General features: G+C 64.6%; 11 protein-coding genes. 6 read left to right on the top strand and 5 right to left on the bottom strand.

Going from position 1 to position 22571, the window contains the following annotated elements; genetic code table 11:
* Nucleotides 1–38: 38 nt before the first annotated feature.
* The 6 genes from CHB90_RS08930 (at nt 39) to CHB90_RS08905 (ending at nt 8281) form a co-directional block, all read left to right on the top strand.
* Nucleotides 39–1208, top strand: a complete 1170-nt coding sequence (locus CHB90_RS08930) for a Gfo/Idh/MocA family protein (protein ID WP_089277523.1) — start codon at nt 39–41, stop codon at nt 1206–1208.
* A complete protein-coding gene (locus CHB90_RS08925) occupies nt 1196–2230 on the top strand; it encodes an NAD-dependent epimerase/dehydratase family protein (RefSeq protein WP_089277522.1) in 1035 nt (344 codons plus the stop codon). Before CHB90_RS08930 ends, CHB90_RS08925 begins: the two co-directional genes overlap by 13 nt.
* On the top strand, nt 2227–3495 hold the full coding sequence (locus CHB90_RS08920) for a glycosyltransferase family 4 protein (RefSeq protein WP_089277521.1): 1269 nt from the start codon (nt 2227–2229) through the stop codon (nt 3493–3495). Before CHB90_RS08925 ends, CHB90_RS08920 begins: the two co-directional genes overlap by 4 nt.
* Complete coding sequence (locus CHB90_RS08915) at nt 3492–4457, top strand: glycosyltransferase family 2 protein (protein ID WP_089277594.1); 966 nt, start codon at nt 3492–3494, stop codon at nt 4455–4457. Before CHB90_RS08920 ends, CHB90_RS08915 begins: the two co-directional genes overlap by 4 nt.
* A gap of 10 nt (nt 4458–4467) precedes the next feature.
* Nucleotides 4468–6570 (top strand): NAD-dependent epimerase/dehydratase family protein, encoded by a 2103-nt coding sequence (locus CHB90_RS08910; RefSeq protein ID WP_089277520.1) that lies wholly within the window; start codon nt 4468–4470, stop codon nt 6568–6570.
* 217 nt (nt 6571–6787) lie between these two features.
* Nucleotides 6788–8281: a CpsD/CapB family tyrosine-protein kinase gene (locus tag CHB90_RS08905; RefSeq protein ID WP_245823206.1), complete on the top strand. Its 1494-nt coding sequence runs from the start codon at nt 6788–6790 to the stop codon at nt 8279–8281.
* Between the two features lie 21 nt (nt 8282–8302).
* Here the strand turns inward: CHB90_RS08905 and CHB90_RS08900 are convergent, their stop codons facing one another.
* The 5 genes from CHB90_RS08900 to CHB90_RS08880 form a co-directional block, all read right to left on the bottom strand.
* Nucleotides 8303–9631 carry a GumC family protein gene (locus CHB90_RS08900; RefSeq protein WP_089277519.1) on the bottom strand — a complete coding sequence of 443 codons (1329 nt, stop codon included), beginning with the start codon at nt 9629–9631 and terminating at the stop codon, nt 8303–8305.
* Nucleotides 9632–9862: 231 nt separating this feature from the next.
* Nucleotides 9863–10570, bottom strand: coding sequence for a 4'-phosphopantetheinyl transferase family protein (locus tag CHB90_RS08895; protein ID WP_089277518.1), 708 nt, complete (start codon nt 10568–10570; stop codon nt 9863–9865).
* Nucleotides 10542–15041 (bottom strand): MupA/Atu3671 family FMN-dependent luciferase-like monooxygenase, encoded by a 4500-nt coding sequence (locus CHB90_RS08890; RefSeq protein ID WP_089277517.1) that lies wholly within the window; start codon nt 15039–15041, stop codon nt 10542–10544. The genes CHB90_RS08895 and CHB90_RS08890 overlap by 29 nt, the downstream gene beginning before the upstream one ends.
* Before the next feature lie 5 nt (nt 15042–15046).
* Nucleotides 15047–16063 carry a glycosyltransferase family 2 protein gene (locus CHB90_RS08885; RefSeq protein ID WP_089277516.1) on the bottom strand — a complete coding sequence of 339 codons (1017 nt, stop codon included), beginning with the start codon at nt 16061–16063 and terminating at the stop codon, nt 15047–15049.
* Nucleotides 16064–16068: 5 nt separating this feature from the next.
* Entirely contained in the window at nt 16069–22536 is a 6468-nt protein-coding gene (locus CHB90_RS08880) for a type I polyketide synthase (RefSeq protein ID WP_089277515.1), read from the bottom strand.
* Nucleotides 22537–22571: the final 35 nt, after the last annotated feature.

Genomic DNA, 22571 nt, shown 5'->3' with positions numbered 1-22571 from the left:
TGTTTTCCTGCCAGTAAGACCATAACCAAGGGTGGGCCATGGGTGGTACAGTGAAACCGAACAGCGCAGGGGCGGACAGCCGCGCGGCAGAACAGGTCGTTCTGCTGGGCTGTGGCTTTGTCGCGGACCTATACATGCGCTCCTTGCGGGCCACGCCGGGGGTTGAGGTTGCAGGTGTCTGGGACCGGGACGCCGCGCGGCTTGCCGCCTTTTGCTCGCACTGGAACGTGCCCGCGCGAGACGGGTTGGCCGCCCTGCTGGCGCAAGCGCCAGACGCGCTGGTGCTGAACCTGACCAACCCGGCAGAGCATTTCGAGACGTCGAAAGCCTGTCTTGACGCTGGCCGCCACGTCTATTCGGAAAAACCCCTGGCGATGACGCTGGCGGATGCAAAGGCCCTGCACGCGCTGGCTGCAGACAAGGGGCTGATGCTGGCCTCTGCCCCCTGTTCGGCGCTGGGTGAGGCGGCGCAGACCCTTGGCCACGCGCTGCGCAACGGCACCGCAGGCACCCCGCGCCTGATCTATGCCGAGCTTGACGATGGTTTTGTCCCGCAAGCCGCCTATGACAAATGGCTGACAGAGTCCGGTGCGCCGTGGCCCTATGAGGATGAGTTCCGGGTGGGCTGCACACTGGAACACGCGGGCTATTACCTGACATGGCTGATCTCTTGGTTCGGGCCGGTGCGCACGGTGGTTGCGACCTCGGCTGCCACGATCCCGGAAAAAGAGGGCACTGGCCCCTTTGCGCCGGATTTTTCCACTGCGACGCTGTTCTTTGACAATGGCCCGGTGACGCGGCTAACCTGTTCCATCGTGGCCCCGCATGGCCACGGCATCCGCATCGTCGGCGACAAGGGGGTGCTCAGCTGCAAGGCGGCGTGGGACAATACGGCCAAGGTCCGGTTTGCCCGACGCATCACCCTGCGCCGCCGATTGATGGAGCACCCGTTTCCGCAAAGGGTCCGCTTGAAGCAACCCACCCACCCCAAGGTCAAACGCTGGGGTGCTGCGGCGATGAATTTCATGCTCGGCCCTGTCGAGGTGCTGGAGGCGCTGCGCGACAGCCGTCCCTGTCGCCTGTCCAACGATTTTGCCCTGCACCTGACAGAGGTCACACTGGCAATCCAGAACGCGGGGGAAACCAGTGGCGCGCAGCACATGACCACCACCTGTGACCGGATGGAGCCGATGCCATGGGCGACGTGAAACCGGGGACAAATAGTCTGCGCGACGTGAAACCGGAGCCAAAAAACACTGGCGACGTGACCCGCATCCTGATCACCGGCGCCAATGGCTTTGTCGGTAGCGCCTGCGTGGCAGAGGCGCGGGCGCGCGGGGTTGAGGTGATCGCCCTGTATCGCCGCGCGCCCTTGGCGCAATGGGCCAATGACCCCGGCATCCACGCGTTGCAGGGTGACCTGTCAGACCCCGCCGCCACCGCACCGCTGCGCAACGCCACAGCACGGGTACAGGCCGTGATCCACGCCGCCGCGCACCTTGGCGGCGACGCCGCCAGCCATGCGCAGGATACACTGCGCGGCACGCAGACCCTGCTGGACACGATGGCAGACAGCGGCGCGCGGCTGGTCCTTGTCTCCTCCATCGCGGTCTATGACACGGCGCAAATCGCCCCCGGCGCGGCGCTGGACGAAACCGCGCCGCTGGACGATCCCGATCATCCCCGCGATGCCTATGCCGGAGCCAAGCGGCGTCAGGAACTGATGTGCCGCGCCTCTGGCGTGCCGCTGTGGATCCTGCGCCCCGGCGCGGTCTGGGGTTCGGGACGGACATGGAACGCGCTGCTTGGGTTTTGGGCCTCCAAGCTGCATGTCCAGATCAACTCGGGCGGGGAACTGCCGCTGACCCATGTTTCCCACACCGCCTGGGCATTGGTCGAGGCGGCGATGCGCGCTCCGCAAGGCACACCGGTCCTGAACGTGCTGGACGATGACCGACCCACGCGCGCCCGCTTCTTGCGCGCGCATCAGCGGATGACCGGCTGGCCACGGCTGACCCTGCCGGTTCCCTACCGCGTCTGGATGGCCGGTGTTCGCCTGCTGAAACCGCTGTCGCCCCACCTGCCCGGCCTGCTGCGTGAACCTACCGCCCGCGCCCGCCTGATGCCGCTGACGTGGCCGAACACCGCCCTGCGCAGCGCATTGGGCGGTGAGGACACCGACACATTTGAGGGGATGCTGGCCCGCACGTTGGGGGACAACAGCCCATGACGCTGCCAAAACTGGCCTATCTGACCGGCGAATATCCCCGCGCCTCTGACACCTTCATCCAGCGTGAGGTCGCCGCCCTGCGCACCCTTGGGCATGAGGTCGAGACCTGTTCGATCCGAACCACCGGGGCGGAACACCTTGTCGGCTCCGAACAACGCGCCGAACATGCCCGCACCTTCAAGGTGCTGGAGGCCTGCAAATCCCCCATACGGCTGGCCCGCGCCCACCTGCGCTGGATGCGCGCGCCGCGTCGCTATCTGAGCGCGCTTAAACTGGCGTGGACCACCGCACCCAAGGGCCTCAAGGGGCGGCTGTACAACCTGATCTATTTCCTTGAGGCCGGGGTGCTGGCCGCGCATCTGGCAGACAACGACGTCGACCACCTGCACAACCACATCGCCAAGGCGTCCTGTACCGTGGCGATGCTGGCCAGTGCGCTGTCGGGCATCCCCTACAGCTTTACCATCCACGGGCCGGACATCTTCTTTGAGCCGCACCATTGGCGGATCGACGAAAAGGCGGCGCGCGCCAGCTTTGTCGTCTGCATCAGCGATTTCTGTCGCTCACAACTGATGTGTTTCGCCGATCAGGCGCATTGGGACCGCTTTCACATCGTGCACTGCGGGGTAGAACCTGACCGCTACCCCCCCACCGACCGCGCGGAAAAGTGGGTAACCGACCTGGTTTTTGTGGGCCGTCTGGCCGGGGTCAAAGGCGTGCCGCTGTTGCTGAATGCCATGCGCCGCCTGCAACAGCCCCCCCCCACCGACGACCCGCACCGCGCCTTTGACGACCCGCCGGCCCTACACCTGACCATTGTAGGCGACGGCCCCGACCGCGCCGCGCTGGAGCAGCAGGCAGAGGGATTGCCCGTCACATTCACCGGCTACCGCAGCCAGTCCGAGGTGGCCGATATTCTGTCAGAGGCCGACATTTTCATCCTGCCCAGTTTTGCCGAGGGCCTGCCCGTCGTGTTGATGGAGGCGATGGCCGCTGGCCTACCCGTCATCACCACCCGCATCGCCGGGGTGCCGGAATTGGTGAAACATGCCTACAACGGCCTGCTGGTGCCGCCGGGCAATGAGACCGCACTATACGCCGCGATCAACACGCTGATCGACAGCCCTGAATTGCGCGCCCAGATGGGTGAGGCAGGGCAGGAAACCGTAAAGGCCGACTTTGATATCGCCACCGAGGCGAAGAAACTGTCATGGCTGTTTCAGGAATATACCGCAGGGCGGCAACCCCGATGGACGCGCCTATGACTGGCACACCCGTGGATGTCGTCCTGATTGGCCGCAACGAAGGCGACCGCCTGAAGGCCGCGCTGGCCTCTGTCATCGGGCAGGCGCGGCAGGTGGTCTATGTCGACTCTGGCTCGACCGATGATAGCATGGTTGAGGCGCGCAAGAGTGGAGCAACGGTTGTTGCGCTGGACATGTCGGTGCCGTTCACCGCCGCGCGCGCCCGCAATGCGGGGTTCGACGCACTGGACGATCCGCAGATCGTGCAGTTCATCGATGGTGATTGCAGCCTTGTGCCCGGCTATCTGGACGCCGCGCGCGCGCATCTGGAGACACATCCAGAGTTGGGGTTGGTGACGGGGTGGCGCGCGGAAATGCACCCGGATGCCTCTGTCTACAACGCGATTTGCGACTGGGAATGGCACCGTCCCGCCGGGCAGATCCTCGCTTGTGGCGGGGACATGATGGTGCGCGCCAAGGCATGGGCAGAGATCGGCGGCATGAACCCCCGCGTGATCGCCGCCGAGGATGATGAGTTCTGCACACGTCTACGCAAGGCGGGCTGGCGACTGGAACGCCTGCCGCTGGCAATGACCCGCCATGACGCCGCCATGACCACCTTTGCCCAATGGTGGCGCCGCGCGGTGCGCACCGGGCACGGGTTTGCCCAGGTCGGGCACTTGCACCCGGAGTATTTTCGCACTGAACGCCGCCGCGTACTGGTTTTTGGCCTGCTCCTGCCCGTTTTGTTTGTCTTTGGTCTTTTTACCACACCTGTACTTAGCCTTGGGGTTGTGGCGCTCTATCTTGTCAGCAATCTGCGGTCCGTGCGCGGACTGCGCGCCGATGGCGTGCCACCACGCCGCGCCCGCAGATTGGCGATCCTGTTGACCCTGTCCAAATTCCCGAACCTGATCGGCATGACGACATTTCACGCCCGGCGCCTGTCTGGTGCCGACATGCGGATTATTGAATACAAATGAGGTCTTAGAGATGCCCACCCCTATTCGCGTCGGCCTGATCGGGGCCGGATACATCGCCAACTGGCACGCCGACGCCCTGCGCGCCACGCCGAATGTGCAGATCACCGCCGTCTGTGACCTGAGCGATTCTGCCGCCCGCGCAATCGCCGATCCACTTGGCGCGCGGGTGTTCACAACTGTGCAGCAGTTGATTGATTCGAAGGCCTGTGACGCTGTCCATATCTTGACGCCGCCAAATATACATAAGGATATCGCGACTCAGTGCCTTGTGGATGGTTTGCATGTGCTTGTGGAAAAGCCTGTGGCTGAATCCGACGATGAGACCGCAGAAATCCTTGCCGCCGCCGATGCCTCGGGCCGACGTTTCCACGCCGGACACAACTTTCTGGGCCTGCCCTCCTACACCCGGATGAAGGCCGCGATGCAGGCCGGCGACTATGGCCGCATCTCTGGCGCAGAGATCACCTGGTCGTTGCCACTGGCCCCGCTGAGGTCCGGTCCATTCAATCTTTGGCTGCTGCGCCGCCCGCAGAACCTGCTGCTGGAACTGGGGCCGCATCTGGTGGCCTTTGCCCACGACCTGTTCGGCGAGGTAGACATCCTGCACGCGCAGGCCGCGCATCCCGTGATGTTGCCCGGCGATGATCCGCGCCCACAAAGCTTTCGCATCCTCGCCCGCGCCGGTCATGTCGAGATCACGTTCAATATCGCCATGGTCGAGACGATCGACGACCGCTCCGTCACGCTGCGCGGATCGTCGGCGCGCGCGCGGCTGGACTATGCGCAAGACGTATTGGTGGTCGAACGGGAAAACGCGGCCGATCTGGTGGCAAATCCGCTCAGGAAGCAGCGCGAGCTGGCCCATCAGCGCCTGGTCGAGGGATTTTCCAACGCCTTTACGCAGTTCAGGTCGCTCAACACGCGCAATCCCTATGGCCTCAGCTTTCGCGGCATGACCGCCGCGATTTATGGCGCGCTGGCCGAGGGTAAACCGCAGGATCCCCGGTTTTCCGGTCACAGCGCCGTTGCCGTCATGCGCACCATCGACGCGATCATCGCGAAACTGCCCGAGGAGGTGCTACAAACCACTGCCCCTGCCGTGCAGACCCGCACGCCGAAACCGACCGCCTTGGTCATCGGCGGCACCGGGTTTATCGGTCGGGCGCTGACCCGGCGGCTGGTGGCGGACGGGCGCGATGTGCGCGTACTGTCGCGGGGCAGAACCGGCCCCTTCCCCGATCTGCCTGATAGTGTCGAAACCGTCTCTGCCTCGCTCCACGATCTCGACGCGCTGACAGCGGCGATGCAGGGCATCGAGGTGGTGTTCAACCTTGCCAAATCGCTGGACGACACATGGGCCGACTGCCTGAAAAACGACGTCGGCGTGGCCCTGCGCATCGCCATGGCGGCGGAACAGGCGGGCGTGAAACGGTTGATCTACACCGGCACCATCGCCAGCTATGACATGTCCGACCCGAACGTTCAGATCACCGAGGACACAGGATTTGCCGAGGATATGACCGATCGCAACCTGTACGCCCGATCCAAGGCGGAATGCGAACGCAAGCTGTTGGAATTGCACCACAAACGTGGCCTCCCGCTGGTCATTGCGCGGCCCGGCATCGTCGTGGGCAAAGGCGGCCCACTGCAGCATTGGGGTATCGGGCGCTGGCATGGCGCGGGCGCGGTGCGCATCTGGGGGCATGGGCGCAACATCTTGCCGTTTGTGCTGATCGACGACGTGGTCGACGGGCTGGTGCGGATGATCGACGCGCCAGTGGTGGGCCAAAGCTTTAACCTCGTCGGGGAACCCATGCTGTCAGCGCGCGGCTATTTCAACGCCATTCATCAGGCATTGGGCGCCAAGATTCGGGTTGTCCCGGGCAATCTGACCGCGTTTTACGCCTCGGACTCGGTGAAATACCTGCTCAAGAAACATGCCCTGCGCAAAAAGGGCGTCATTCGCCCGTCGCGCGCCGACTGGCAAAGCCGGGCTCATTTTTCACCCTTCGACAACAGCCGCGCCAAACAGGATCTGGGCTGGCAGCCGGAACACGAAAAAGCGCGCTTTGTTGAAAAGGCGATCACAAAGGCCAATCTCTTTGGCTTCTAGGGTGCAACGCCAAATCGCTTTCGGTTGGTGAACAATACAGACAAATCCACCTTATTCTGGCCAGAATTGGCTGATTTAAGAGGCGGCAAGCCGGGTTCCGTTCGGGATCAGTGGCCATGCAGATGGGGTCAGATCGGGTCATGAACCGGGACAAGGGAAAAGGTCAGGCAGCGGCGCAGAACAGCGGCGGCATCTGGCACGTCGCGGAGCATGGGGCATGAACATGATGGACAGCCCGAAATTCAAACGCAAACGCACTTCGGCCACGGCCCCCCACCCCGCGGCGGATGCCGCATCGCCTTACGCCGCCGTCAAGGCGGCATCGCAAGAAGCCGCACGCCTGCGGGCAGAGGCAGAGGCACAGCGCATCGCCAAAGCCGCCGAACAGGCAAAATCCGAGGAAAAGGCACGTCGCAAGGCCGAGTTTGAGGAACGCGCCCAAGTTGAGGCACTGCGCCGGGTCAAGGCTGCCCGCGAACAACGCGCAGCCGACGCTCTGAAAGCCAGTGAAGACGCCGAACGGCAAGAGCGTGAGCGCCAGCACCGCGAGGCAGAAGAGGCCAGAACCCGTCAGGAGGCGACAAAGGCGGCGCAAGACGCCGCAGAAATTCGGCAACAGGCCGAAAAACGCGCCGCCAAAGAGGCCGCGCGGCGCGCGCGGGCCGAGCGCGATGCCGAGGACCGTGCCGCATCCGCGCTGCGCGACGCCGAAATGGCCAAGGCCAAAAGGCTGGCTGATGAACACCAACGCGCCGCGGAGGCAGAGGCCAAGCGCCTGGCCGAAGCAGCGCAACGCAAGGCCGACGCCGAGGCGCGCGACGCAGAGGTGCGGCGCGTCGAGGAAGACGCTCGGCGCAAGGCGCAGCAGGCCCCTGCGCCTGTCTTGCCGCTGACCGACATGATCCCTGTCACGCGCCGCGCCGAACCGGCCCCGGACCCCGCACCAGCGCCCGTGACACCCACCGCACAACCCGTCGCGGATGTCGAAACCGCCTGGTCTGTGTTGCCCGAATTGACGGTTGAGAAGGCACATCTTGCCCGCAACCGGATCATCACCGCCACGCGTGAGGATCCGGCGCATGGCGCGTTTGACGTGTTGCGCACCCGACTGTTGCAAGCCCTGTCGGAAAACGGCTGGCGGCGTGTGGCGATCACCTCGCCAGGCAAGGACTGCGGCAAGACCTTTACCGCCGCCAATCTGGCCATCAGCCTGTCACGACAGGAAAATTGCCGCACGTTGCTGATGGATCTCGATATGCGCAGGCCCAGCCTGCACCGCGTTCTGGGCGTCGACTCGCCGGGATCGGTGGGGGACATGTTGCGCGGCATGATCCCGCCAGAGACGCATTTGCACCGCATGGGCCGCAACCCGATCAACGCCGGACGCAATATCGCCTTTGCGCTGAACGACCGCCCCGAGGCCTATGCCTCGGAACTGCTACAAGACCCGCGCAGCGCGGAAACGCTCAGCGCGATCGAAGAGCAGTTTGCCCCGGATGTGGTCCTGTTCGACCTGCCGCCGGCGCTGTTCTACGACGATGTGATTGCTGCCAGACCGCTGTTTGACGGCGTGCTGCTGGTGGTTGGCGGCGGCCTGACAACCGAAAGCGAAATCTCCGAGGTCGAGCGCCGCCTTGGCGACTCCATGCCGATTCTGGGCATGGTCCTGAACATGGCCGAAGGCACCGACATCAGCCGCTACACCTACTAGGTCCGGCCTCCGCAGCCGCCGTTATTGGCGGATCGCACGGGGCAGGAACCGTTCCGCAAACCCGGCAAGCACCGGCGAACGTTCCCAGATCAGCCGCAGGCCCAACCCGGCAAGGGCAAAGATCGCCAGTAGTTTTGCCATCAGCTTCAGCCCACCGCGGCTGCGATCCTGCCGGGTGGCCACCACCGGGATGGCGACAACCGGTTGAATACCCAGAATCCGTTCCATCTGTGCCGCCGATCGGATCACCGGGTTCATCGTCTCGACCACAAAGGCCACCGCAAGACCGACCAGCACGCTGGCCACGCCGCCCATAAGGGCCAGCTTTTTACGGCTGCGCGAAACGGAAAATTCGGGCGGCAGGGCGGTTTCCAGCGCTTCGAACCTGTCGGTTGCCTGACGGTCCTCCAGCATCTGACCCAGTTCCGCCTCGGCCTTGCGCCGGGTGATCACCTCGTATTGTTCGCGCAGCATGGTCATCTCGCGTTCCAGCCGGTTGAACTCTCGTTCGACCTCGGGCGCGCCCAGGATCAGTTTTTCGATCTCGGCAATGCGCGAGGCAATCAGCGCCTTTTGCTCCTGCAACGCCGCGATCTGGCGCAGCCGCACGTCGTCCCGCGTCCGGTCGCTGGCGGTTTCGATGGTCAGAATCTGCTGGTCCAGGTCCAGATCCGTGGCGCGCAACCCGGTGAGTTGCGCCCGCAGATCCGCCACCCCCGAGGGCAGTTGCTCGGCATTTTGGCGTTTGAACGCGGCCATCCGGCCCTCAAGACCCTCAATTTCGGCCCCGACACGAACCTCTTCGGCGGCGAAAAAGTCAAAGGTGTCGCGCGCCCGGCTGACGCTGCGTGTGCGCGATTGGTCGATCACAAGCTGCATCAATTCGTTGGCCACATCCGCCGCCTTTTGCGGATCGTCCAGCCGTACCGTGATCATCAGACCCGAAGGCGCATTGCCACCCGGCGCGAAGGTCTGCGCCTGGCTGACCAGTTGCTGAATGCGCACCGCGTCGCGCATCCTTCCCACACGCTCGGTCATTGTCATCGCCGGATTGTCGGCGAACAGCACATGCTTTTCCATCACCCGTACAAGGTTGTCGCGTGCCATCAGCCGCTGTTCGATCAGCCGAATGCGGCGGGCGGCGTCGGTGTTGGTGGCCAGCGCCCCGGCCAATTGGTCTGGCACCTGCGCGTCCTCGATCTGGACCACGGCAGTGGCCTCATAAACCTTGGACTGACCCAGCGCGTAATACAGCGAGCCAAGACAGCCAAGAAAGGTCACCACAAGAATCAAAAGGGCGCGGCGCCGCAAGGCCACCAGAACTTCGCCGATCGACTGAAACTGCATCATCTCAAAAACTCCCGCAAAACCGCCCCCGGCGCGGAGACAACTCTCCGGGCCACACGGCCCAACAAAGTCATCTTCTGGCCTCAATCTATCGAAGTTGCCTAAATTTTGCCATGAGCTTGCCGCGCAAATGCTGGAAACACTGCGTGTCCCAGACGGGAACCACGGTCACATTTTCGCCTCATTTTCAGCAGGATACAGGGATACACCGGGCAAATGCGGCGCAATTGTGGCTTAGTGTGACGGTGCGCGTGCGGGAGTGGCGCACAGCGACAGGATCAACCCGCCACCTGTCGCCTGGCGCAGGGGAAGATCCATGCGCGATTCGGGCGGAATTGCGGCAACTTCCGGATGATCGGTAAACCGCGCGCGGCCCTCTGTCAGATCAACCGCAAGCCCATGAAATCCGAATACATGGCTCGCCAAGGGATAGTGCGCCTTGTAGGCGGCCTCCTTGGCCGAAAACAACCGCGTGGCCAGCGCCGGGCGGGCGGCGTCTGGCAGCAAAGCCAGTTCTTCGGGCAGGCAGATTTCGGGAATCAGCTCGGCGGTCAGGGGGGCATCCCCTTCAACGTCGACCCCCAGGCTGAGAACGTCCCGCGCGCGGGCCACGACCGCCAGGCACAATCCCTGCGCATGGCTGATACTGCCGACAATGCCATCCGGCCAGACCGGCGCGCGGTCCGGCCCCATCGGGATCGGCGTGGGGTCCAAACCCAGCCGCGCCATGGCGCGGCGGGCCGCCTGGCGCCCAGCGGCAAACTCTGCCCGGCGGGCAGGGCACGCGCGGGTCATCACGGCGGCTTCCTCGGGGAACAGGTCATCCTCGCCGAAGTCCGCAACACCCCACGCCAGCCCACGAAGGCCACCGATCCGGCGGATCAACAGGTCTAGCTGTGCAGCCCGCATCGTGTCAGGCCCGGCGACGCGCGCGCATTTCACGGCGGCGGGCCATCGCGTCGCTGCGCGATTGGGCGCGGGTCGCTGTTTCCACAGGGGCGGTTGCAGCGGATTTCGCCAAAACGGGCCCGTCAACCAGCCCGTCGACCAACCCGGCAACCCGATCAGCCAGATCGGCCAGCACCGGAAACCGGAAGATGTCGGTGATCGACAGCTTCACCGCCCCCAGTTCCTCACGGATGGCGCGATGCGCCTGCACTGCCAGCAGCGAATGTCCGCCAAGGTCAAAGAAATTGTCACGCCCCGTAGCACTGACACCCAAGGTACGTTGCCAGATCGCGGCAATCGCAGCCTCAACCTGGTGCGCGTCACCGGAACCTGTCGGCGCGGCCACCGAAACAGACACAGGTTTCGCCTGTACCGCCTGCGGCGCGGGCAGCGCCTTGCGGTCGATTTTTTTGTTTGGTGTCAGTGGGAAGGCGTCCAGATGCACAAACCGCCCCGGCACCATAAAGCTGGGCAAATCCCGCGCCATCGCCGCCTTCAGCGCGGCCTCCGGTTTCACCGCGCCGGTGAAATAGCCCACCAACCGCACGTCACCCGGCGTGTCCTCACGCGCAATCACCACCCCTTGCGACACGCCGTCCAGCGCCTCAAGGCAGGCTTCGATCTCTCCCAGTTCGATCCGGTGACCGCGCAGTTTGACCTGATGATCCACCCGTCCGACAAAGTCGATCTTGCCATCCACGCGCCGCCGCACCAGATCGCCTGTGCTGTACATCTGACCCGGATGAAACGGGTTGGCGGTAAACTTTTCCGCTGTCAAATCAGGCCGTTGCCAATAGCCACGCGTCACACCCTCACCGCCAATCCACAGCTCGCCTTCCTGACCAACGCCCACAGGCTGGCGCGTCTCATCCAGGACGTAGAGCTGCTGATTGGCCAGCGGTGTGCCGATATTGACCACTGCCTCCCCCGGTGCGGCCTGCGTGCTAGAGGACCAGATCGTCGTTTCCGTCGGTCCGTACATGTTGGTCACGGTCGCATCCGTGATCTGAGAGAACTCTTCGACCAAGGCACCCGGCAACGGCTCACCGCCAAGGTACACATGCTGAACGCCCTTCAACGCAAAGCGCGCCTCGTCGTTCATCGCGATCATCCGCGCCATCGACGGCGTGCATTGCAGATGCGTCACCCCGTGGCGCACGATCTGCGCCGCGATACTGAAATCATCGTCGGCCAGGTCTGCCGGGCCAGCCGTTTGGGCGACCACCTCGGCGAGGGGGTGCAGCCCCGCCATGACCGTCTCACGGTCGATGCCGTAGTCGATCAGGCACGCGATTTCCGTCACGCCGATTGCCTGCACCTGCTCCGTTCGCGCCATCGCATCCTCGACCGTGCCAAACAGGCCGCTATCGTTGAAATACCGCTCAAACGCGAAATCCAGGATCGCCTCCAGCTCATCCGGCTCCAACCCGTCCAACTGCAAGTCAAAGGCATTTGACGCGCCTTCTGGCCGTTTGAAGGCCGGAAAGGCCCAGGCGTATTGCTTGATCAGCCCGGCGGCAGAGCGCAGGTAGTCCTTCATCGGTTCGCGGGCAATTTCGCGGGCGTGCTCGCGGCTGTCGCTGAGGAAGGTGTGCAGCATCAGCGTCACGGTAAACTGCGCCGGATCATGCCCCGCCTCACGCAAGGCCGCGTGGTACAGTTTGATCTTTTCGCCCACTTCCTCGACCGTCTGACCCAGTAGGTGGGTCAGCACGTTGCAGCCCGCCTGCCCCGCCTCCTGCCAAGTCTTGGGATTGCCCGCAGTTGTGACCCAGACCGGCAGTTCCTTGGACACCGGACGCGGCTGCGTCACCACCTCATGCACCGTGCCGTCCTGACGCGGAAAACCGACCGCCTCACCGCGCCACAGCTTTCGCACGATATCCAGATCGCGCATCATGGCGGGTTTGTTCTCTGGCGGGGTGTTTTCCGGGCGCAGGACAAAATCGTCCGGCTGCCAACCGCTGGCAATCGCCATGCCCGCGCGCCCGTTGGTCAGGTTGTCGATCACCGCCCATTCCTCGGCGATGCGCGCAGGATGGTGCAAAGGGGCCACGACCGACCCGCCGCGCACACCGATATTCTTGGTCACACCCGCAACCGCCGCCCCCGTGACCGAAGGGTTCGGGTAAGGGCCACCAAAGGCGTGAAAGTGCCGTTCCGGCGTCCAGACCGCGACAAAGCCGTGTTCGTCCGCAAACTGCGCGCCCTCCAGAAGCAGGGCGTATTTGTCCCGGCCCGCGCCGTCATCATTGCCCCAGTAGTACAGCGAAAACTCCATGCCATTGCCGCGCGGCATCGGCCCGTTCGAAATCAACCCGCGATCCTCATCGCCAGTCAGCACCACGGTCAGCCCGCGCGCCGTGGTCCAGAACAGTTCCAGCACAGAGATGTCGAATGACAGCGACGTCACCGCCAGCCACGTCCCGCCGTCATGCGGGATATGGGCATCCATCCCGGTGTAAAAGTTGCAGACATTGCGATGTTCGACCATCACGCCCTTGGGTTTGCCGGTCGATCCGCTGGTATAGATCAGATAGGCAAGGTCCGCTGGCCCGCTGGTGTCGGGCAGGTTGCCCGTGGGCTGCGATGCCAGTCGCGGCTCAGCGTCCAGAACCAAGACTTGGGCTGTGTGGCGGGGCAAGAATGGCTCCACCGATGCCTGCGTCACGATCACGCCCGCGCCGCTGTCCTGAACAAAATGCTGCAGGCGGTCCGCCGGATAGCCGGGGTCCATCGGCAAATAGGCCCCGCCGGCCTTGAGGATCGCCAGCGCGCCGACCATCAGGTCAATCGACCGGCGGCAGCACAGGCCCACGACCTGCCCCTTTGTCACGCCCATGTCGCGCAACACATGCGCGGCCTGATTGGCGCGGACGTTCAGATCAGCATACGTGAGACTCTGGTTTTCAAAGATCAGCGCAACAGCGTCCGGCGTGCGCGCCGCCTGGCGCTCAAATGCACGGTGCATGGTCAGGGTGCGGTCATGCGCCGTCTCTGTCGCGTTCCAGCGGTTCAGCACCAGATCGCGTTCATGATCGGGCAAAGTCTGTTCCGGCGCGACCACCATCAGTTCCAGCCGTGCGGCCAGAAGTTCCGCAAAGGCAGGCGGCAACCGTCCTTCATCATAGCTGAACTGGACCTCGTCGCCAAAGATCACCGTCACCACGGTGCCGGGCACATGGCCCGCGCCATCCACGGCGACACCAATCTGTGGCACATCTGGCCAATTCAGCTCTGGGGCGCGGGCAAAAAGATCCGTCGCCATCGCGTGTCGCGCGCGCAGCGGGGCCCAGGGCAGGATCAACCCGCCCATCGCCATCTGCACCAGCGCACCGTCGGCCCAGGCCAGATCCGCGCCCTGCCCGGCCAAACGGTCCGCCCAACGGGACACCAGCGCAACGCCGACGTCGCCATCAGGCACGTTCAACGTGCGGGTGTTCAATGTGGTCGTGCCAGCCTCCAACCCGCTCAACTCGGCGGGCTGCAAGGACGCCATGGCGCTGCGCATTCGGCCTTCATGGCGGGCGACCTTGCCCATCTCCGCGTCGATTGCAGCCCAGCTTTCCGCATCCTGCAGGTCCAGAACATCCCCCACGGCACCGATCTGATCAGCGCCCACAGGCGCGCCGCACAGGCGCGTCAGCGCCGACAGCACCAGCGCATGTTCGCCGCAAGCCACTGTCAGATGATCCTTGCCAACCTCCAGCACGGTGCCCGGCGCGGCGTGTGCCTCTGCCAAACGGGCATGGCCCACCAGCCAGATGGCCCCTCGTGCGCGGATCTTTGGCACGCAAAGCGGGTTCCAGTAACCGCCGTGATCCAGCGCGCGGACCAGCCGTTCCAGTTCCACCGCAGGGCGCCCGAAATCCAGCAGGCCAAAGCCAGCGGGCCGCTTGGCCAATGCGTGATAGCTGCGCAGTGACAAGTCCTGTTTGACCCGGCGCAGATCGCCGCATTCAAGCTGGTCCAGCAGCGCGGGAAACGACCCCAGCGCCGCCTCATAGGCGCGGGCATTCAAGGTCAGCGCGCTGTCTTGCCCCGTCACGTCGAACGCCGCCTGTAGCAGAATATCACCCTTGTCCACGCCGCCCTCGATCAGGTGCCAGGTGATACCGTGCCGTGTTTCGCCCTCAATCAACGCCCAGATCGGCGCGTTCACACCGGCGTGGCGCGGCAGCGGTCCGTCGTGAAAGTTTACGGCCCCCCTGGTGGGCAGGGCCAAAACGTCCTCGGGAATGATCGACAGGTTCGCGATGGACAACAGCCAGTCAAATCCGCCCGGCAACCGCGCTGCCAGGTCCTGCCCCGGCGCCTCAACCTGCAGGCCTGCCCCTTCGGCCCACCGACGCACCTCGGCGCTGTCGGTCACAACGGCAAGAACAGTGTTGCCACGCGCGCGCGCCATCTCGGCGCAGTGCACCAACAGCGATTCATTGCCCCAGACGACGCAGGAAAAACCCATCTTGTTCACTCCGTTTCCAGTTCAGCCGCGACCCGTACCCTTTGGGGGGCCGCCTTGTGCTTTCCCGGCAGAGGCCGGAACAGCGCCTTGAGATCATGTGCCAGCAGATCCCGCAGAAAGTGCGGCGGGGGAGACGGGGTTTTGCCCTGCACCAGAACGCGCAACCGCCAGACCGCGCCGCCAAGCCCGTGCATCAGCGTTGCCAGCGCCGCGTATCCCCGCCCGTGGTTCTTGGAAAAATAGTGCCAGCGGCTGTCCAGCCAGAACCCCGGAATGCGTGTCCATTTTTTCATGCCGGTCGAGACCGATCCAATATGCGCGACCTCGCTGTCGCGCACATAATGTGTCTCATATCCCGCCCGCGCGGCGCGCAGGCACAGGTCGGTTTCCTCAAAATACAGAAAAAACGTCTCATCGAAGAGACCGATGTCCTCCAACACGCTGTGCCGCATCATGATCGACGCCCCGGCCAGCCAGTCGACCCGTTGTGTGGCCTTCGGCACACCAATCGGCACGGATTTGCCCGACAGCAGCCGCGAGACCGGGCCAAAGCGTACCGCCCCTTCGAGTTCCGACCAGATCGACGGAAACCGAAAGGCCGTCACATGCGCGTCACCTTCTTCGCCGTGGATATAGCTGCCGGCAAAGCCCGCCTCTGGATGGCCCTCCAGATGATCGTGCAATTGCCAGATCGCATCCGGCGCGGGGAAGGCATCGGAGTTGAGCAGATACACATAATCCGGCGCGCTGCCGTCGGACATCCCTGCCCGCATACCCACGTTGTTGCCCGCGCCGAAACCGCCGTTCACGCCTGATTGGACCACCCGGATCGGCACGCCTTGCGCCCAATCCTCGGATGAAACCGCCTGCGAGATCCGCTCAAACGACCCGTCGCCAGAGGCGTTGTCGACCACCACCAATTCAGCGTCCATGCCATCCATCGCCCGCAAGGCGGCGCGCATGGACCGCAGCGTCATCTCTGCTGTCTTGTAGTTCAGGGACACCACCAGAACCCGCGCCATGCCGATCACTCCGCCGCGTGGCTGGGAAAGGCCACCACTTCGCCATTGCCGCTGGATGCGGCCTCTGCCCCCTCGATCGCGTCCCGCATCAGCGCGGCCAAGACCCGCACATTCGGCTCCAGCACCATGCTATCATGGTCGCCCGGCACTTCATGCACCTCGACCCCGGGCACCATCAGGCCCCAATCGTTGTCATCGGTTACATAGGTGCGTTCAGAGTTCACCAACGCGCCATTGGAAACCGTCCATCTGCCCACCAGCGGCGGACGGCACAGCACCACACGCCCGTCCCAAGGCCGCACGGTATAGGCCGCGATGGCGCGGTAGAACGCGGCCTCAATCTCGGCGTTGTGGAATCCGTGTTGCGGGCCAGTCTCTGCCACCTGCCGCCGCTTGGCGATCTCCCACGCGATGCGGTTCTTCGCCCAGATAAACGGATACAAAGGCCCCTTTTCGCGCGCCTGATGCCACTGGATGATCAGCCTGTCGCGCCGGGACAGCGCCCGCCGCTGTGGCAAAGGCGTGTCCAGCATCACCACAAGCGAGACATCCTCGCCCATGACCTCCAGTTGCCGCGCCACCTCATAGGCGGTGATCCCGCCACCCGAGAAGCCGCCAATCATGTAGGGCCCCTGCGGCTGCACCTGCTGCATCTCGGCGATATAGTCGCGCGCCGCCGCCTCTATACTGTCGTGCGGCGCCTCACCGCCATACAAACCACGCGCCTGAAGCCCGTAGAATGGCCGGTCCGCACCCAGCAGATGCGCGAGGTGCCGCAGGTTCAGTACATTGCCGAACATCCCGGCGATCAGGAAGAAAGGCCGCCGCGCACCACCGTCGCCGTCGTGCATCGGCACCAGATGGGTAAACCGGCGCTCTGGCGCGGGTTTGGTGCCGGGCTCTGCACCAACGGGGCCAATCTGTGCCTCGATCAGCGCCGCGCATGTGCGGATGGTCGGGGCCTCGAATAGGACAGAGATCGGGAAATCCACCCGGAAGGCCTTTTTCACCATTGCAAACAGGCGCACCGCGATCAGCGAATGCCCGCCAAGGTCGAAGAAACTATCCTCCACCCCGACATTCTGCACGCCCAGCAGGTCCTCCCAGAACCCGGCCAGCCGCTCCTCGATCTCACCCTCGGGGGCCACATAGTCGCTTTCCAGTTGCGGCCGGTCAAAGGTCTGCCCGCTTGTCGCCTCGGCGACCGACGCCGCCGCCTGACGCGTCAGCGCGTCCAGATCCATCGACGACACCACCACCTGCCGCGCGCCCAGCGCCAGTGCGCGGTGAAACGCCTCGACCCCCTCGGCGGGCAGGATGCCCTGGCTCAGGTTATGGGCCAGCCGTTCCTCGGCGGCGGACAGCGGATGCGCGGTATCGGCATCGTCCAGTTCAAGCTCCGCAACAGTCAGCGGCGGGGCCGCCTTCAGCACATCGGCGCTGGACAGCTTGCGGATGGTAAAGCCGGTGACCTCGACCAGCACCTCTCCTGCCGCGTCACACAGCGTGATGTCAAAGCTCGCCGTCTCACGATCGGCGCGGTTTTCGGCCGCGTTGCGGACCCAGGACACGACGCGCGCAGGCAATGGCCCATGCACCCGCACACGGCCATACCGGACTGGCACCCACAGGTGCGAGGGTTGATAGCCCGCGATCAGTTCCATCGCCCAGCCGGTGGCAATATCCATCAACGCCGGGTGCAAAGGCGTGTCTGGCGCAGCGGAATGTGCGGGCAAGGACAGATCGGCGATCCCCTCGCCGTGGCCCAGCGCGCGGGCATCCAGCACCTTCCAGCTATCGCCAAAGTCCAGATGCACCTCCTGCGCCGAAGTCAGCTTGCCCCCCTCGCCGTCCACATGGGCCGGGCAACGCGCCCGGATCGCCGCCAGATCCAGCCGCGCGGGCCGCGCCATTGGCATCAGCGACAGCGCGCCCTGCGCCGTCAGGGCAAAGCCGTGCCGCCCGTTCAACGTGGCATCCGCCAGTACATCAAAGCCATAGCCCTCATCCGACCGCCGCAGCCGCAGCCGCACATCCCGCGCGCCACCCTCAGCCACCCACAAGGGCCGCAGGAACGACAGGTCACGGATCTCGAACGCGCCCGCCTCGCCATGCGCCAACAGCGCCTGCGCTGCCAGCGACAGATAGCCGGTGCCGGGCAACAGCGCATCGCCCGCCTTGGTGCGGTGCTGATCGATGAACCAATCATCCGTGGAATAGCGCGCGCTGAAGACGCGGTTGCCATGGTTGTCAAAGGTGGCCTCTGCCAGCATCTCCTGCATGACCGGCGCGACCGGGGGTTTCGGCAGGTCCCCTGCGCGCGCGGCCACCGCCTCGGCGGCCATGCCGACCTCATTCCAGATGCCCCAGTTGATCGCCACAACCCGCGTCTTGCCGGTGCGGGCGCGGGCGAAGGCGTTCAGAAACTCGTTCGCGGCGACATAGTCCACCTGTCCGGCAGGCGCTGTGACGGTGGAGGAGGACGAAAACAGCGCCAACCACTCCAGCACGCCGTCGGGAAAGACCTCTGCCAACACAAGCGCGCCGTGGATCTTGGGAGTGAACACGTCCTCGACACTGGCGGGCGTCTTGGTCAGCAAGGGCGCATCGTCAATGACACCTGCGCCGTGAACCACACCGGTGAGCGCACCGAACCGCGCCTCGACCACGCGCCGCACCTCTTGCATCTGGCCCAGATTGCAAACGTCCGCCGCCAGCACCATGACCTCGGCCCCCGCCGCCTCCAGCGCCTGAACAGAGGCGATCCGCCGGGCGATGCGGTCTTGCGGCGCGTGGCGGCGCAGGTAATCGGGCCAATCGACACGGTCGGGCAGCGATTTGCGCGTCAGAAGGACCAGTTTCGCACCATGCGCCGCAAAATCCCGCGCCAGTGTCAGGCCAATTCCGCCAAACCCGCCGGTGATCAGTATGACGCCACCGTCTTTGGGTCTTGGCATCTCGGGCAATGCGACGGGCCGCATCGCACACTCAAAGCGCCGGTCGCCGCGCAGGGCTGCAATCCGGTCGGCCGGGTCGCTCACCAGTTCCTCCAGTACCCGCATCGCCAGCGCCTCCATTGCGCTCTCGTGGGCCGTCTGGACCTTTGCGCGCGTCCAGAAAGACGCCTCCAACGGCATCGGCAGTGGTACATCCAACGTCGAGACGCTCACCCCCGGCAATTCGCGCGGGATCACCCGCGCTGGCCCCGCCAAAGTCGCCTTTTCGGGATAGGGCAACGGCTCATCGCGCAATTGCGCGGCACCATTTGTGACGACCGTCATGTGTAGCGGACGCGGCAGGCCCTCGGCCTCGATGGCCTGCGCAAGGAACATCAGCGCGTAAAACCCCTGCTCCTGCACCCGGTGGAAGAAACTCGATCCGGGGCGATGCCCCTGACCTACTGTCAACAACCAGAAATGCCCGATCCGCGTGGGCGCGATCCCGCGCGCGCCAAGATCCTGCAACAACAGGTCATAGCCGTCGCGCCCGCGCTCTGGTGCCAGAACATAGCCCTCACCGACACGGGCAAAGGCATCGCCGGGGCGCACCTCGACCACAGTATGGCCAGCCGCGCGCAGGCGCAGGACCGCGCGCGCTGCAACGCCAGCCTCATCCATGAACATCAGCCAGACCTGAGGCGCGGCCTCATGCAGCCCGTCAACCACATCCACCTCAACCGGGGCGGACCGCGGTCGCCAGACCGGCTGCCAGCCCCATTCGGACAGGTCGTCGTTGCGCATCAGAAAACTCGGCGCGCTGTCAGTCGCTGCTTTGCCCGGTGCAATAAAATAGGGGCTGCGCTGAAAGGCATAGGTCGGCAGAACCACGCGATTGCGCTGCCCCTCACCCCAGATCTGACCCCAGTCGATATCCACGCCCAGCGCGGACAACCGCCCCAGCACCTCGAACATGTGCTTGTCGTCGGCGATCGCCTCATCCGGATGGCGCAGCGAGGACAGCACCTGATTGCCGGTCACCTGCCCGTGTTGCCGCGCCAGAGAGGACAACGCCTTGCCCGGACCGACCTCAAGTAACACCCGGTTCTCGGCCGCCACAGCCCCCACGCAATCGGCAAACAACACCGTGCCGCGCAGATGCGCCACCCAATAGTCCGGGTCGCAAGCCTGCTCCGCCGTCATCAACTGACCTGTCCGGTTAGACGTCAGCGGCAACTGAGGCGCGCGCAGGTCTATCGACCGCAGGTAATCCCCGAATTCGGCCAAAACTGGCTCCAGCATCCGGCTGTGCGCGGCGATGTCGATCCCGATGCGGGTGTTTTGCACCTCGCGCCGTTCCAACTCTGCCTGCAGGATGTCCAGCGCCGCCTGCGGCCCCGTGGCCACCGACAATTCCGGCCCGTTCACCGCGCCCAGATCCAGATCATCGCCCAACAAGGGCCGCAACGCATCCGCTGGCAGACCGACCGACAGCATCCCGCCCGCAGGCACGCGGTCAAACAACCGCCCGCGCAGATGCACCAGCCCGATGCAGTCCTCAAAACCGATCACGCCCGCCACGCAGGCGGCCGTGTTTTCCCCCATCGAATGGCCGGTCAGTGCCACAGGGGTCACACCCCAGCTGATCCACAGCTGCGCCAGCGCGTATTCGCAAATCATGATCAGCGGCAGTTGCAGCGACGGCGTCAGCAGGGCGGTGTCCGCCACCGCCTCCGCGCCGCGCGCGGGCAGCCACAATTCCCGGACCCCCGGCTTCTTTTCTGCCGAAATACCCTCTTCGACCGCGCCGCCAGAGATCCGCTCAAGGTGATCCAGCCCCCGGTCCATCCACTCGGCAAAGACCGGCTCTGTCTCATACAGATCGCGCGCCATGCCCGCGTATTGCGCGCCACCGCCGGGGAACATGAACACGACCTCGGGCCGGTCCAGCGCCAGATGGTCAAACACCCGCCGCGGCTCGGCCCCGTCCAGCAGGCGGGCGGCCTCTTCATGCGACCCCGCCACAACGACGCGGCGTTTCTCAAACGCGCGCCGTCCCTCTTTCAGGGTCCAGGCAACATCCGCCAGTTCCTGTTCCGGATGCGCCCGCAGATGCGTGGCCAACCGCGCGGCATTTCCGTCCAAGGCCGCCTTGCTGCGCCCTGACACCGTCAGGATCTGGAACGGCCAGTCGGACTCGGTACTTGTCCTACGCTCCGGGGCTTCCTCCAGCACCACATGCGCGTTTGTCCCGCCAACCCCCAATGAATTCACCCCGGCACGGCGCGGATGCATGGCGCGCGGCCAGTCACGCAGTCGGTCGTTCACCGCAAAAGGAGAACCGTCAAAATCAATCGCCGGGTTCGGCGCCTCATACCCCAGCGAGGGCGGCATCTGTCGGTTGTGCAGGGCCAGGGACGCCTTGATCAAGGATGCCACACCCGCCGCCGTATCCAGATGGCCGATGTTGGTCTTGACCGATCCGATGCGACAGTGACCCACCGCGTTGGGCGTTTCGCCAAAGGCCTGTGTCAGCGCCGCCACCTCGATCGGATCACCCAGATAGGTGCCGGTGCCGTGGCATTCGACATAGTCCACCGTGTCCGCGCTCACACCGGCTATAGCTTGCGCCTCTGCTACGGCAGTAGCCTGTCCCTCGACACTTGGCGCGAGATATCCAGCCTTTTGCGCGCCGTCGTTGTTGACGGCGGACCCCTTGATCACCGCCCAGATGTGATCGCCATCGGCCACCGCATCCGCCAGACGCCGCAGCACCACAACCCCCGCGCCAGAGCCGAACACCGTTCCCTGTGCCCGGTGGTCAAAAGCGTGGCACGCGCCGTCCGGCGACAGGATCTCATTCTCCTTGTAGAGATACCCGCGCCCCTGCGGCAATTCGATGGTCACGCCGCCTGCGAGCGCCATATCGCATTCGCCGTTCAGCAGCGCCTGCGCCGCATAATGCGTCGCTACCAGCGAGGTTGAACAGGCGGTTTGCAGGTTGATCGACGGCCCGTGTAGATCCAGCACATGGCTCAGCCGGGTGGTCATGAAGTCCTTGTCATTGCCGGTATGACGCAGCAGGAACATGCCGGTATTCTCGACCAAATCAGGGTTCGAACAGACGTTGAAATAGAAATACGAGCCCATGCCGCAACCGGCAAAGACACCAACTTGCCCATCAAAGCGTTCCGGGACATGCCCCGCCGTCTCCAGCGCCTCCCAGGCGCATTCCAGAAACTGGCGGTGCTGGGGGTCCATGATCGCCGCCTCTTTTGGACTGAATCCAAAGAACTCGGCGTCGAAGTGGTCGAAATCATCCAGCGGCGCAGCAAAGGGCACATAGTCGCGGTGCCGCATCAGGCCGGGGTCTTCGCCCGCCGCGCGCAAATCCTCCTCGGACAAACGCCGGATCGACGACACACCGTCACGCAAATTCCGCCAGTAGGCCGCGATATCCGCAGCCCCCGGCAGATGCGCCGCCATCCCCACGATAGCGATATCGTTTTCACCAATGCGGGCGTTGTCATCGGTCATTGCTGACTCCGAATGCATTTGCGCCTCCACCCACC

Origin of the sequence: Antarctobacter heliothermus, from assembly GCF_900188425.1 — a bacterium.
In the GTDB taxonomy this organism is placed as follows: domain Bacteria; phylum Pseudomonadota; class Alphaproteobacteria; order Rhodobacterales; family Rhodobacteraceae; genus Antarctobacter; species Antarctobacter heliothermus.
The sequence above is the reverse complement of the archived record's forward strand: the minus strand, read 5'-3'. Positions and strand labels throughout refer to the sequence as shown.